We start from the raw sequence: 12,401 nt of genomic DNA, 5'->3' as shown, positions 1-12,401 counted from the left end.
TCACATCGGCAGCAGTGGGCAGGAGATCGCGGCCGTGGCGACCAGCAGGCCCAGTCCGGCCAGACCGGGCAGGCTGGTCGCCGCGACCGCGACCGTCACCAGTGCGCCGACGCGGCGCACGAGAGGGGTCCGGTGCGTGCGCGCCAGCCGTTCGAGTCGCAGTGCGACATCGTGATCGGCTGCCGCCAGCGCCCCGGCCGGTGCGCCGCCGGCCCCGATCCGGAGCAACGCGTCGCGCACGGTGTCCGCGCCGTGCCGTGCGGCGGCACGGCGGTCTGCGTCCATCTCCGCCAGTACTCGGATCGCGTCCGGCGCTTGGCGGGTCAGCGGCACGAACGGCATCGCCCAGGCCAGGGCTTCGGCGAGCCCGACGAGCATGTGGTGACGTCCGTGGATGTGGGCACGCTCGTGTTCAAGCACGGCGTCCAACTCTGCGTCGGACAACCGGTCGGCCAGCCCGCGGCTCGCCACGATGAACGGCGGCGTGCCGGAGGCGCTGTAGGCCAGCGGCTGGTCGTGGTCGAGCCACAGCACCGGGATGGGGCCGGGTTGCTCGCGTGCGGCGATCCGGAGCAGGTCCAGTTGTCGGCGGTGCGTACGTCGGGAGGCGGCACGTCGTCGGGCCGCGCCGATGCCGACCCTGGCCGCGACGGCCAGCAGCACGGTGGTGCCGAGGAGGCCCGCCAGGTCGTCCAGACGGGGCATGCCGCCGTGGGACACGGCGGTCCAGCACCCGTGCAGCCATTCCAACACCCACCTGGCCGGGCCGTGCTCCGGGAGCAGCACCATCACCACGCCCGCCGCCGCGGTCGCGGCCACGCCGAGGCAGGTCAGGAACCACCAGGCGATCCCCAATGCCGGGTCTACCCGGCTCGTGGTCAGCCTGTGCAAATGCCGTGGGGCCGCCCAGCCGACGACCAGGGCGCCCAGGACGAGCGCGAACGCGAGAATCATGGTTCTCCATCGAGGGCTTTGCGCAGCACCTCGGACTCCCGTGCGGACACCGTTCGCGCGAAGTGCATCAGGACCGCCTCCGGGTTGCCTGCCGTGTCCAGCAGTTCCCGCAACGCCTTGGCCTCGGCCTCGTCCCGACTCATCGCCGCCTGGTATCGGTAGGCCCGGCTCTCCATGTGGCGGACCACCCAGCCCTTGCGGTGCAGGTTGTCCAACACGGTCATGACCGTGGTGTATGCGAGCGTGCGTTCCTTGGTGATCGCTTCAAGCACATCGCGGACCCGCTTAGCCTCGGACGTGCGCCACAGCACGTCCATGATCGCGGTTTCCAACTCGCCGAGCCCTCGCATCACGCCTCCTACCGGGGATAATAAGCGTGATGCGAGGGCAGCGGTACTCGATCGGCGTCAGCCGGTCTGGAGCAGGCCTTGCATCTCGGTGATCTCGGCCTGTTGCGAGTCGATGATTTGCTGGGCGAGCTTCTTGGCGTCGGCGTTGGAGCCCTGCTGGAGCTCGGTCTGGGCCATCTCGATCGCGCCCTGGTGGTGCTTGATCATCATCTCCAGAAACATCTTGTCGAAGTCGGCGTCCTTGGCCTGCTTCAACATGTCCATCTCGGCCTGGCTCATCATGCCGGGCATGGGTGTGGAGCCGTGGTCCATGCCGGGCATGCCCGTGCTGGGCGCCTCGGCGCCCCACGCCTTGAGCCAGTCGGTCATCGTCTTGATCTCAGGGTCCTGCGCCTTCTCGATGCGCGACGCGAGGTCGAGCACCTTGGCGTTGGACGTCCGTCCCTCGGCGAGCTTGGACATCTCCAGCGCGCCCTGGTGGTGCGGGATCATCCCCTGCGCGAACGTGATGTCCGCGTCGTTGTGCTCGCCCGCCGGCGCGGCGGCAGCGCTGGTGGTGCTCGTGGTCCCGGTCATGCTGCCCATGTCGTGGCCGCCGGAGCCGGTGTCGGAGCCGTTGCCGCACGCGGTGAGCACGAGTCCGGTGGTCAGGACGGCAAGCGCCGTCCCGACCAGATTCTTCCTGGTCATGATGTCCTCTGCGGGTGTTGAAGATCGAGTCGGTCGTGTGGCGTCGCGTCGGCGTCCTGATCGGACGTCACGCGCCGCCTGTCACAGCCGCAAGACGCAGAGGTTGGCCAGCAGCGCCCGAGCGCCACCCGGTCTCGGAGGAGGGGGACGCGGCCGCACCGCTCGCGTCCGCAGTGAGCTGAAACGTTCCGTGATTGCCCGACCGCGCAGAGTAAAAAGGGTCAGCGTCAGGCCCAGTACCGCGCACAGGATCGCCAGGCACAGGTGCAGCATGTCGTGTTGGCCGCCGGGGGCCGGAGCGTGCTCTTCGGACGCGCCGTGCGCGCAGCAGTCGACCACGGTGACGGCTGCCGAGGCGGCCGTCGGGTGCGCGGCCGGCTCCTGCGTGCCGAGGTGGTGCATGCCGACCACGGCGAACGCGACAGCCCACACCAAGGCCCACTGCGAGGCTCGGATGCGGACGCGATAGAGCACGCCATCACGATACACAAATCACCTGACGCGCACCGGGCGGGCCTTTGTTCACGCCGAAGAGGTACGTTTCGATGCGGATGTGGAATGTGGTGAATCACATCTGAACCGAAGTCGTCGTCTTTCCGTAGCGGAATCGAATTCGCTCTCACTCTTTGCGGCCGTGCTCCACCGCCGAGCGCCACGGGACCGTGACGTAGCTCGTCAGCAGACCGGTCGCGCACGCGATGAGGATCGAGCCGGTCCACAGCTCCACCGGCCAGGTGACCCCGTCGGTCAGCGCCAGGGCGAGGAAGTACAGGGCGAACAGCACGAGCGGAACGGCGCTGCTGACGATCCTCAGCACGACCACCCGCCCGGACGCCGGTCGCGCGGGCGATGAGCAGGTCGGCGAGCAGGCCCGCGGCAGGCACGGCCGGGATCAACTGCTGGGTTCCGTGGACCAGGCACCCGATCGCGATCTCGACCGTGAACAGCGCGGTCACCGTGCCGAAGGGAGGGCTCCAGCGGCGGAGCAGGAGGAGTAGCGTCCCGGCGATCACCGCGCTCTGGAGCATCACGCTCGACACACCGATCAACTGTCCCCCTCGGGCGGCAGTTCGACCGCGCCGGGCATCTGCGTCCGGCCGGCCACAGGGTGTTGAACACGCTGCCGAACTCGGCGAAGAACCCGATGAGCGAGGACGTCAGCACCAGGGAGACGACCGCCGGCAGCGGAGCGCTCCCGCCGGGATGCGTCCGCCACGCGGATCGCAGCGGTCCGGACAACACGAGGACGCCGCCGGTCAACGACAACAGATGCGTCGGACTCAGCGCGGCTTCCAGGTCGACTTCGATGTCGAACGCGAGATGCCAGGCCAGGTCGGCCGCGCCGCCGACGAGGAACAGCGCCACCCCCAGCAGTGACGGCAGGTAACCGTCGGGCAGGGATCGCCGCAGTCCTGATCGCCGAGAGCGAACAGCAGGAATGACGAGCACCGCGGCCACCACGGCGAAACCGGAGTACAACACGGCGTGCCACGGGGTGAAGAACGTTTCCAGGGCCGAGGCGAGGTTGTGATGGGCCCACCCGTCGAGCACGACGCCTCCGAACAGCAACGTCGAGCCGCCGGCGACCGCCCAGTCGAACCGGGGCGACGCGGTCGTCCGTTCCTCGGTCGTGACCATGTGCGGAGCCTCCATTCCGGGACGGCGCCTCAGCGGCCCCCGGTCGGGTACGGCCACGCGTTGGGCCGGCACACCTTGCCGTCCGCGACCACTCGATCGGTGCCGAGCGCGGTCAGGTAGTCGTTCGAGACGCCCCAGGACTGCTGCATCATCACCGGGGCGAGCGCGCCGTTCTCCTGGCACGACTTGTGGGGGTAGCCGAGGCCGTGCCCGACCTCGTGGTTGACCACGTACTGTTTGTACTCCACCAGCGCGCCCTGGAACGAGACCGCGCCGCGCACCCACCGGGCGACGTTGATGGTCACGACGTCGGTGGTGGCGCAGGACCCTTCGTACGGGATCGAGAACCCGCAGACCTCACGCGTGGTCAGCTGCGACGTGAGCTTGATGCGCAGGTCCGGCTTGCCGTTGTCGATCCGCTGGAACCCGGTCTGCCCGTCGCCGATCCACCCCCGCGGGTCGGCGAGGATGGTGGTGACGTCGGCGGCGAAGCCCTCGGGGCCGCCGACGAGCTGCACGCCCTCTTCGATCTCGATCGTGTAGGTGACGCGGTCCGGTCCGCCGACGGCCGCTGCCGTGCCGGGGAGCACCGTCCACTTCTTGCCTCCTTGTGCGGTGAACTCCCCGCCGGGCGGGAGCTCGGCCGAGGCGGTGGCCGCGTCGAACAGCGCCGGATCGGGGTTGGGTGCCGGGGGAGTGCGGCCGGGGGAGGGGTGCCCGCCGTCCTCGTGGGCGTCGGCGGCGGCTGGCGCCGCGACTTGGACCGGCAGTGGAGGTGATGTGACGGTCTTGCGCACCACGACGACGGTCAGCCCCGCGAGGAGCAGCACGCTCATCGCCGCCGCGACCTGGCTGCGGGCTGAGCGCCGGCGCGGCTTGGCCGCTCGGTGGCCGTCAGCCGGCCGGGGTCGGGCGACGAGTGGCTGGTCGGAGCGCCGTCTCGGGTCCGATTTGGCGCGTTCGCGGAGCTGCGGCTTCATCACGACCAGGACCTCACATCGTCTACGATAGTTCATAGTAGGCCGCTCGCGGCGGTAAGGGTTGTGCACGGGAGCGGTTCGGGGGAGACGGTGCGGCACGCGCGGTTGGTCGGCCTGGCCGTCGTGGTCCTCGGGCTTGCCGTCGCAGCCGTGCTGGTCGACCTGCCCGAGCCCGAGCAGCTCCGCAGCTGGGTCGCCGGCAACGGACTGTGGGCTCCGCTCGTGTTCTTCCTGCTGTGCGCGGTGGGCACGGCGGCGTTCTTCCCGAAACCCGTCCTGGCCACGGCGTCCGGCCTGCTGTTCGGCATCCTGCCCGGACTGGTCGTCGCGGTGGTCGGCTTCACCGTCGGTGCGCTGATCGCCTTCTTCATCGGCCGCCTGGCGGGGCGGCGGTCCGTCGCGCGCTGGCTGGGGTCCGGCAGGCTGCGGGTTCTCGACGCCGTCTTCGCGCGCAACGGCCTGGCCGCCACGCTGGTGCTCCGCCTGCTCCCGGTGATCCCGTTCGCGGTGTCCAACTACGGCGCCGGCGTCACCGCGGTCGCCCCGACCTCCTTCGCCGCCGGCACCGCGCTCGGCCTGGTACCGACCACCGCCCTGGCCGCCACCCTCGGCGACGCCGCGCTCGCCCTCGACTCACCCCGCTCGATCGCGGCAGCGGCGGCCTGGCTCGTGCTGGCCGTCGTCGGTGTCGTGTGGGGCGGGCTACTACTCCGTCGGGCGGCACCGCCGGCTGTCGATCGTCAACTACTATGACGGGTAGTTGTTGCCGGGGGAGGTGGGGGAGGCGCGATGAGACCACCGCACGTGGTCCTGTTGCTGTGCGCTGCGGGCGGTGCGTTACTTCTCGCGATCCCTTTCCTCTTCGCCCCCAACTTCTTTCCCCAGGCGAATCAGGCGACCTCCGACAGCACTTCCGCGTGGCAGCAGACGTTCGAAATCGGGAAACTGCCCGCGCTGGCGCGTGAGACCGCGCCCCTGATCGACTCCTTCGTCGCGGCGAACTGCCCCGAGTTGAGTCCGCTGCGGGTCGTCGCCGAGGTGCAGGCCGAATCGGGGTGGCGACCTGGGGCGTGGAGCAACGACGTGAACGGGGGCGCGGCGGGTCTGCTCCAGATCAACCAGGCGAACTGGATCAGCCTCGGTGGTGAACGGTGGGCGAGCGTGCCGCCGACCGCCGATGCGGACATCTTCAACCCGGTGATCCACCTTCGGCTGGGGCTGAAGTTCCTGTGCGGCAACCTGCGGGCGATGACCGCGCACGTCGAGCGGACCGGCAAGTCGATCGAACCCCACGACGCGATGAGCGTCTGCCACATCGCCGGGTGCGGACGGGTCCTGTTCAGCCGGACCGGCATGCCGGAACCCGGTGAAGTGGACTGTGGTGCGCAGTGCGTGTCGCTCATCCGCCGCTACCTCGACAACATCCGGCGGTACGAGCGCGAATGCGCGGCTGTCGGCTCCACACCGGACCAGGCGGGCCCGGTCCCCGTGGGAGCGGACTTGGCGGGACTGCCCGCGCCGGTGGCCTACACCGGGCCGGTGACCGGATGCGTGGTGGACGACCCGACGACCTCGGGATGTCTGACTGCCGGCACGGCGCACGCGCTCGGTCAGATCCGGTCCGCGTTCGGCGGGCAGATCGCGTCGGTGAGTTGTTGGGGCGCGCGTCCCGAAACGCCCACCAGCGACCACCCGACCGGGCGTGCGTGCGACGTGTTCCCGGATCGCTTCGGCGTCTTCCCTGCCGGTGAACAGCTTGTCGCCGGGTGGCGGGTGGCGGCGTGGGCGCGAGCGTACGCGGGTCCACTGAAGATCCGTTACATCATCTGGCAAGCGCGGTACTGGGACCCCTCCACCGGTGATCAGGACGGGTGGGGCGAGCGGTACACGGGTGCGGGCGTGTACGACGTGAGCAGCCCGACCGGTGGCCACTACGACCACCTGCACATCAGCTTCGCCGCGTGACCGGGGAGTGGTGATGGCATCGGGAAGTGTCCGGGGAGTCGTGCTCGTGGCGTTGTTCGTCGGGGGAGTCCTGCTCATCTCCACACTGGACGACGAAGACCCCGGCGCGGGAAGCCCGCCCACCGGCCAGCCGTCCGCCTCGACCACCTCGGTGGACGAGCAGCCTCCCGGCCCGGACGCGAGGTCCGCTGCCGCCGTCCCGGTCGAGCCGCCCGAATCCGGCATCCCTCCCGCCGAACCGGGCGTCGACTTCACCGATCCCACGTCCGTCGCAAGGGCATACCTGGTTGCCGCGCACACCGTTCGACCGGAGGAGGTGAGCCGCGTCAACCGCCGTGTGCTGCCGTACCTCGCACCGGACAACCCCGACCACCCCAGGGGCAAGGTGGTCGGGGACGACAAGGTGTCGGTCGCCGGTGTGCTGTCACTCGACGTGGTGACGGTCGACGAGAACCGGGGCGCGATAGCGCTACGCGGCACGTGGCAGGCCGGTGACAAGCCGGCCCAGGACAGCTCTCTCGTGCTGCACCGGCAACCGGACGGCCGGTGGCTGGTCACCCAGGAATCCGCACGCCTTCAGCCTGCCGACCGGTAGGGGCCGACACGCCGGGACGCCGTTGCGAACGGAGCGACGTCAGGCATGTGTGGGGACTGGACAGCTGGCGAGGCATCTGCGCTGGCGCACGTCAGTGCGGCGGTCGCAGGCCGTCGAGGGTGACCGTGACGAGACGGCGGACCGCGGTCTCGGATGGCAGGCTGCCGGCTGCCGCGAGGGCGTGGACGCAGTAGCCGGCGAGTTCGCCGGGTGCGACGTCGTCCCGGAGGTCGCCGGTCGCCGCTACTTCGGTCAGCAGGTCCTTGATCAGGCCGTGGACGTGCTGCTGGGCTTGGGTGACGTGCATGCCTTGGTGCAGCAGCGCGGCGAGGTGAGGGCCGGGATGGTCGTGGGAGAACCGGTCGCGGGAGATGCGCGCGTAGGCGTGCAGGACGGATTCGAGTCGCTTGCGGGCGTCGCCGGCTTGATCTCGGATGTCGGTGAGTCGTCGGAGGGGATCGGCGATCTGCCGTTGGTGCCAGGCGTGCAGGATCGCTTCGACGTCGGGGAAGTACTTGTAGAGCGTCGCCCGCCCGATCCCGGTTTTCTCGGCGATCTTCGACATGGTCACCGACAGCAGTCCCTGCTCGCCCACCAGTTCCGTGGTGGCGTTGACGATCGCCTCCCGCACCGTGTGGCGGTGCGCGTCGATCGTGTCGCTCCATAGCCTGGACACGCTCGCAGTATACGTGACGACGACCCTGTGACGCTTCCGTCAGACAGCGACACAGTGTCTCAATAAACTCGGTGCAACGACCGAGGAGGTCCCTGGTGAACACATCGCCCGATCCGTCCAGCGGCGACGACACCCGCGTCACGCCCGACCGCGGACCGCGCTCGCACACACCGCCCAGGGTGCCGCGCTGGGTGAAGGTGTCCACGATCATCGTCGGCATCCTGGTCCTGCTGGTCGTGGTCGCGCAGCTCACCGGCCTCGCCAGTGATCACGGTCCCGGTCGCCATATGCGCTCCTCATCGCGTTCCCGATCCTGACGGCCGCGTTGTTCGGCCTGCTCGCCGACCGCCGGCTCGGCGCACACGTGTTCGACCCGGCCAACGGTGGCGTGATCCTGTGGCAGCACCTGTTCTGGTTCTTCGGCCACCCCGAGGTCTACATCGTCGCGCTGCCGTTCTTCGGCATCGTGTCGGAGATCTTCCCGGTGTTCAGCCGCAAGCCGATCTTCGGCTACAACGGCCTGGTCTACGCGACGCTGGGCATCGCGGTGCTGTCCGTGGCGGTGTGGGCCCACCACATGTACGCCACCGGCGCGGTGCTGCTGCCGTTCTTCGCGTTCATGACCTTCCTCATCGCGGTGCCCACAGGCATCAAGTTCTTCAACTGGATCGGCACGATGTGGAAGGGGCAGCTGACGTTCGAGTCACCGATGCTGTTCAGCGTCGGCTTCCTGGTCACGTTCCTCTTCGGCGGGCTCTCCGGAGTCCTGTTGGCATCACCGCCGATCGACTTCAACCTCTCGGACACGTACTTCGTGGTGGCGCACTTCCACTACGTGCTGTTCGGCACGATCGTGTTCGCCACCTACGCCGGCATCTACTTCTGGTTCCCGAAGATCACCGGCCGGATGCTCGACGAAGGTCTCGCCAAGCTGCACTTCTGGACGACGTTCCTCGGCTTCCACGCCACCTTCCTGGTCCAGCACTGGCTGGGCAACCAGGGCATGCCACGCCGGTACGCGGACTACCTGCCCAGCGACGGCTTCACCACGCTCAACACCATCTCCACCATCGGCGCCTACCTGCTCGGCGCGTCCACGCTGCCGTTCATCTGGAACGTGTTCAAGAGCTGCCGCTACGGCGAAGTCGTCACTGTGGACGACCCGTGGGGCTTCGGCAACTCACTTGAATGGGCGACCTCGTGCCCGCCGCCGCGGCACAACTTCACCGAGCTGCCCCGCATCCGCTCCGAGCGGCCGGCCTTCGAGCTGCACTACCCGCACATGGTGCAGCGGATGCGCGACGAAGCACACGTGTCCCTGGTCAAGCGGCCGGGGCGCAGCACCCCTGCGGATCAACTGACCGAGGCCGTGCTGGCCGCCACCGACCGCGAGAACCCGACACCTCCACACCATCGCGAGCAAGAGACCGGTGAGCGGAACCAGTAGGGCAAATGACGCGGCGGTTGTGCGGGCAGCAGCAACCCCCATCGGCTGCGCTGTGCCCCTGCCGGAACGACTCCTCACCCACGTGCCCACGGATTCCCGCCTCCGGGGAGCGGCGGGCGAAGCGGAAGTCGGGCACCGCCCGCACCGGCCCGATGACGCTGTCGACGTACGCCGCCACGACGGCGTGGCCGCCCTGGATACCGAATACTAAAGTGGCCGCGTCGCCGGTCAGGTCGTCGACCACTGGACCTGTGCGGCGGGCGAACTGTCTGGATGCGCCCGGTCGAGGTGGTTCGGGCAGTATGTACACGTGCATGTCAAGGACCTGATCGCCGCCCACGGCCACGGGCACGGCCCCGCCGAGCCCGCCTCCAAGCCGGTGCGCAAGCTGCTGCTGGTCCTGCTGCTGCCGTTCGTGCTGGCGACCGTGGTCGGCACGCTCCTGCTGTATCCATTCGGACGAGACCAGCCCACGGGTGCGGCGGCAGGGTTGGCGCAGGTGCCGGTGCGCGGCGACGTGACCGCCGTGGTCCAGGGCGGATGCGGGCCGGACGCGACCGAGCCGGGCGCCACCGGGTGCGTGCTGGTGACCGTGAAGATGAGCGACGGCGCGGCAGCCGGGCGGGAGATCCGCGTCCCGGTGCCGGACCAGCCGGGCACGCCGAAGTTCGCGGTCGGCGACGCGGTGGTGCTGTCCTACGGCGGGGGCAACCCCGGGGAGAGCACGTCGTACCAGTTGGCCGACTTCCAGCGCGGGGTGCCGTTGCTGCTGCTGGCCGTGCTGTTCGCGGTGGCCGTGCTGCTGCTGGGGCGTTGGCAGGGGTTGGCGGCGCTGGGCGCGCTGGCGTTGAGCTTCGTGGTGCTGGTGCTGTTCGTGCTGCCCGCGATCCTGGCCGGTGAGAACCCGCTGACGGTGGCCGTGGTCGGCGCGGGGCTGATCATGTTCGTGGTGCTGTACCTGACCCACGGGCTGTCCGCCCGGACGTCCACCGCGGTGCTGGGCACGTTGGCGAGCCTCGGGTTGATCGGCGTGCTGGGCGCGCTGTTCTCCGCGGCCGCCAAGCTGACCGGGCTCGATGAGGACACCGCGAACCTGGTGTCACTGCTCGGGCACGGCATCGACACGCGCGGGCTGTTGCTGGCGGGCACGCTCATCGGCGCGCTGGGCGTGCTGGACGACGTGACCGTGACGCAGACCAGCGCGGTGTGGGAGCTACGGCGGGCCAACCCGGGGCTGGGGTTCCGCGAGTTGTACGCGGCGGGGTCGCGGATCGGCCGCGACCACCTGTCGTCCGTGGTGAACACGCTGGTCATGGCGTACGCGGGCGCGGCGCTGCCGTTGCTGCTGGCGTTCTCGCTGTCCGGGCGGAGCCTGGGCGAGATCCTGACCGCGCAGGAGGTGGCGCAGGAGGTCGTGCGGACCCTGGTGGGCAGCATCGGCCTGGTGGCCGCCGTGCCGATCACCACCGCCCTGGCCGCGTTCGTGGCCGGTCGCGAACCCGTGCCGGCCGGCGTCGAATCGGAGTCCGCCCCGGAATCCCGCGCGGAGTCCCCCGGGAAGTCGTCCTCTGGGGCGTCCTCTGCTGAATCCGCGTCCGAACCGGCGTGGCGCAAGCGCGTGACCGGCGACCTGCGCACCGGCTACGACCCGGCCAAGCGCCCCTGGCGACGCCCCGGTGCCAGCGAGCTGGCAGGACCAGCGACAACGCGATCGCGGCGGGCACGGACCGCACGAGAAGAATCCGACGACCGACCGTCGCTGCGCCGTACGGGACCGGGATGACGAGGCGGATCCGGGTGTGGGGTGTCGGGGTGACGACAGGTCGGTCGAGCACGATCGGGTCAGCTCTGGATATCCTAAGGGTGCGCTGAAGCGGCCCTGACAGCGCCGTCGACGAGGTGGCGGTCCAGGTGCGTGCCGAGCAAGGCGGCGTCGTGCCCGACCTAGCCCGACAGGGCGGATCCACGATTGCGGCTGTGTCGGGCGGGGGCGAACAGCCGCAGTGAGTCCCCGCCGCAGCCAGGGGCAGCCGACCTGTGCGGCGGCGTCGAGGATCAGGAAGTTCCGTCCGGCGCCGGACAGGGCGTCGATGTGGCAGGAATCCACCGCTCTGGCACGTCCCTACTACGAATGATAGCAGTCCGATTGCAACGGTTGGATGATTGGCTACTATCAGACATAGTAATACTTGCGTAGGCGATCGAAGTCCTACTTTCGTAGGTGTGGTCGGCGGTCGGGACGTGGCTCACTGCACTGTGGTACCGGCACCTCACGGGCACCGTCCCTGCGTCCTGAGGGGCCCGCCATGCGCTAACCCCTGTGGGCACTTGTGCCCATGGTCATCGCTGCCTTGGTGACGACCGCGTTGCCCGTGAACGCCACCAACAGTTGGAACAACTACCACTGGAACCGGTCCTCTACCTCCACTCCGTTGCGTCTGGCCATCCTGGACAGCGTCACGTCCACCTGGGATTCGAGCCCCACCCAGGCCAACGCCGACTGGAGCCGGTCGGCCGCGTTCGAGAACGCCATCACCGCGAGCGACACGAGCACCTCGACGCGGAGCAGTTGTCCCGCATCATCGGGTCGAGTGCGTGCGTGTGTGCAACTACACCTACGGCCAGAACGGATGGCGCAGTCTGGCTCGGGTCAACCTGTCGGGCGGGCACATCGCCTGGGGTGCCACCAAGGTCAACGACTCCTTCTCCTGGACAAGTGCGGGCCGGTGGCACGTCATGTGCCAGGAGATCGGCCGCGACTTCGGGCTCGACCACAGGGTCGAGGACGCGGACGGCAAGGTCGTCTTGGAATGCTCGTACCGGTCCGCCCCCGCCGAGCTGTCCGAAAGCATGACCGTCGGGAGCTACCGGATCGTCACGTGGACTCGCGCCTGCGGCGGATCGTTCCCGGAGAAGAAGGACGAGGAGCTGGGCAATCCGGAACGGATCTGTGGGGCCAAGGTGAACGTGTTCGGCGAGGCTGTGACAGAAGTGGTGGTCAGCGTCCCCGCGGATGCCGACTGCGTCGTGAAGGCAGCCGGCTGACAGGGCTTGCCTAATTACCCCCCGGGGGTATGCTGGGCTCGTCTCCGATCAAGACGGGTGG

Annotated in this window: 15 protein-coding genes and 1 pseudogene; 7 read left to right on the top strand and 9 right to left on the bottom strand. The window is 69.3% G+C overall.

Annotated elements, in window-relative coordinates; translation table 11 throughout:
- The 7 genes from ACRAKJ_RS26255 to ACRAKJ_RS26225 all read right to left on the bottom strand — a co-directional run bounded on the left by ACRAKJ_RS26255 (position 1) and on the right by ACRAKJ_RS26225 (position 4,468).
- Positions 1-954: a M48 family metalloprotease gene (locus ACRAKJ_RS26255; RefSeq protein ID WP_438922203.1), complete on the bottom strand. Its 954-nt coding sequence runs from the start codon at positions 952-954 to the stop codon at positions 1-3.
- Positions 951-1,304, bottom strand: coding sequence for a BlaI/MecI/CopY family transcriptional regulator (locus ACRAKJ_RS26250; RefSeq protein WP_438922204.1), 354 nt, complete (start codon positions 1,302-1,304; stop codon positions 951-953). Before ACRAKJ_RS26250 ends, ACRAKJ_RS26255 begins: the two co-directional genes overlap by 4 nt.
- A 57-nt stretch (positions 1,305-1,361) precedes the next feature.
- Positions 1,362-1,994 carry a DUF305 domain-containing protein gene (locus ACRAKJ_RS26245; RefSeq protein WP_438922205.1) on the bottom strand — a complete coding sequence of 211 codons (633 nt, stop codon included), beginning with the start codon at positions 1,992-1,994 and terminating at the stop codon, positions 1,362-1,364.
- Positions 1,995-2,075: 81 nt separating this feature from the next.
- Positions 2,076-2,468, bottom strand: a complete 393-nt coding sequence (locus tag ACRAKJ_RS26240; RefSeq protein ID WP_438922206.1) for a hypothetical protein — start codon at positions 2,466-2,468, stop codon at positions 2,076-2,078.
- Between the two features lie 145 nt (positions 2,469-2,613).
- On the bottom strand, positions 2,614-2,811 hold the full coding sequence (locus ACRAKJ_RS26235) for a hypothetical protein (protein ID WP_438922207.1): 198 nt from the start codon (positions 2,809-2,811) through the stop codon (positions 2,614-2,616).
- Positions 2,805-3,632 (bottom strand): hypothetical protein, encoded by an 828-nt coding sequence (locus tag ACRAKJ_RS26230; RefSeq protein WP_438922208.1) that lies wholly within the window; start codon positions 3,630-3,632, stop codon positions 2,805-2,807. Before ACRAKJ_RS26230 ends, ACRAKJ_RS26235 begins: the two co-directional genes overlap by 7 nt.
- A gap of 29 nt (positions 3,633-3,661) precedes the next feature.
- Positions 3,662-4,468, bottom strand: a complete 807-nt coding sequence (locus ACRAKJ_RS26225; protein ID WP_438922209.1) for a DUF3152 domain-containing protein — start codon at positions 4,466-4,468, stop codon at positions 3,662-3,664.
- A 207-nt stretch (positions 4,469-4,675) separates the two neighbouring features.
- Here ACRAKJ_RS26225 and ACRAKJ_RS26220 point away from each other — a divergent pair, with 207 nt between their 5' ends.
- The 3 genes from ACRAKJ_RS26220 to ACRAKJ_RS26210 are packed head-to-tail and all read left to right on the top strand — an operon-like array spanning position 4,676 to position 7,172.
- Entirely contained in the window at positions 4,676-5,365 is a 690-nt protein-coding gene (locus tag ACRAKJ_RS26220; protein WP_438922210.1) for a VTT domain-containing protein, read from the top strand.
- A gap of 51 nt (positions 5,366-5,416) precedes the next feature.
- Positions 5,417-6,577 carry a transglycosylase SLT domain-containing protein gene (locus ACRAKJ_RS26215; RefSeq protein ID WP_438922211.1) on the top strand — a complete coding sequence of 387 codons (1,161 nt, stop codon included), beginning with the start codon at positions 5,417-5,419 and terminating at the stop codon, positions 6,575-6,577.
- Positions 6,578-6,590: 13 nt separating this feature from the next.
- Positions 6,591-7,172, top strand: coding sequence for a hypothetical protein (locus ACRAKJ_RS26210; RefSeq protein ID WP_438922212.1), 582 nt, complete (start codon positions 6,591-6,593; stop codon positions 7,170-7,172).
- A 91-nt stretch (positions 7,173-7,263) separates the two neighbouring features.
- Here the strand turns inward: ACRAKJ_RS26210 and ACRAKJ_RS26205 are convergent, their stop codons facing one another.
- Positions 7,264-7,848 carry a TetR family transcriptional regulator gene (locus tag ACRAKJ_RS26205; protein WP_438922213.1) on the bottom strand — a complete coding sequence of 195 codons (585 nt, stop codon included), beginning with the start codon at positions 7,846-7,848 and terminating at the stop codon, positions 7,264-7,266.
- Positions 7,849-7,943: 95 nt separating this feature from the next.
- Between ACRAKJ_RS26205 and ACRAKJ_RS26200 the strand changes: the two genes are divergently transcribed.
- The 3 genes and pseudogenes from ACRAKJ_RS26200 (at position 7,944) to ACRAKJ_RS26190 (ending at position 11,078) form a co-directional block, all read left to right on the top strand.
- Positions 7,944-8,165, top strand: a complete 222-nt coding sequence (locus tag ACRAKJ_RS26200) for a hypothetical protein (RefSeq protein ID WP_438922214.1) — start codon at positions 7,944-7,946, stop codon at positions 8,163-8,165.
- Positions 8,141-9,295 (top strand): annotated as a pseudogene (locus tag ACRAKJ_RS26195) (cytochrome c oxidase subunit I); the annotation flags it as partial. The gene ACRAKJ_RS26200 and the pseudogene ACRAKJ_RS26195, both read left to right, overlap by 25 nt.
- A 310-nt stretch (positions 9,296-9,605) precedes the next feature.
- Positions 9,606-11,078 (top strand): YibE/F family protein, encoded by a 1,473-nt coding sequence (locus ACRAKJ_RS26190; protein ID WP_438922215.1) that lies wholly within the window; start codon positions 9,606-9,608, stop codon positions 11,076-11,078.
- Positions 11,079-11,693: 615 nt separating this feature from the next.
- Here the strand turns inward: ACRAKJ_RS26190 and ACRAKJ_RS26185 are convergent.
- Positions 11,694-11,843, bottom strand: a complete 150-nt coding sequence (locus ACRAKJ_RS26185; protein WP_438922216.1) for a hypothetical protein — start codon at positions 11,841-11,843, stop codon at positions 11,694-11,696.
- Between the two features lie 53 nt (positions 11,844-11,896).
- On the opposite strand from ACRAKJ_RS26185, the gene ACRAKJ_RS26180 reads away from it, so the two are divergent.
- On the top strand, positions 11,897-12,340 hold the full coding sequence (locus ACRAKJ_RS26180; protein WP_438922217.1) for a hypothetical protein: 444 nt from the start codon (positions 11,897-11,899) through the stop codon (positions 12,338-12,340).
- Positions 12,341-12,401: the final 61 nt, after the last annotated feature.

This window comes from Saccharothrix sp. DSM 118769, from assembly GCF_052936295.1.
The sequence above is the reverse complement of the archived record's forward strand: the minus strand, read 5'-3'. Positions and strand labels throughout refer to the sequence as shown.

Coding starts and splice junctions, on each gene's coding strand:
- ACRAKJ_RS26255 (WP_438922203.1), bottom strand. CDS start 954: ATGATTCTCGCGTTCGCGCTCGTCCTGGGCGCCCTGGTCGTCGGCTGG.
- ACRAKJ_RS26250 (WP_438922204.1), bottom strand. CDS start 1,304: ATGCGAGGGCTCGGCGAGTTGGAAACCGCGATCATGGACGTGCTGTGG.
- ACRAKJ_RS26245 (WP_438922205.1), bottom strand. CDS start 1,994: ATGACCAGGAAGAATCTGGTCGGGACGGCGCTTGCCGTCCTGACCACC.
- ACRAKJ_RS26230 (WP_438922208.1), bottom strand. CDS start 3,632: ATGGTCACGACCGAGGAACGGACGACCGCGTCGCCCCGGTTCGACTGG.
- ACRAKJ_RS26225 (WP_438922209.1), bottom strand. CDS start 4,468: ATGAGCGTGCTGCTCCTCGCGGGGCTGACCGTCGTCGTGGTGCGCAAG.
- ACRAKJ_RS26210 (WP_438922212.1), top strand. CDS start 6,591: ATGGCATCGGGAAGTGTCCGGGGAGTCGTGCTCGTGGCGTTGTTCGTC.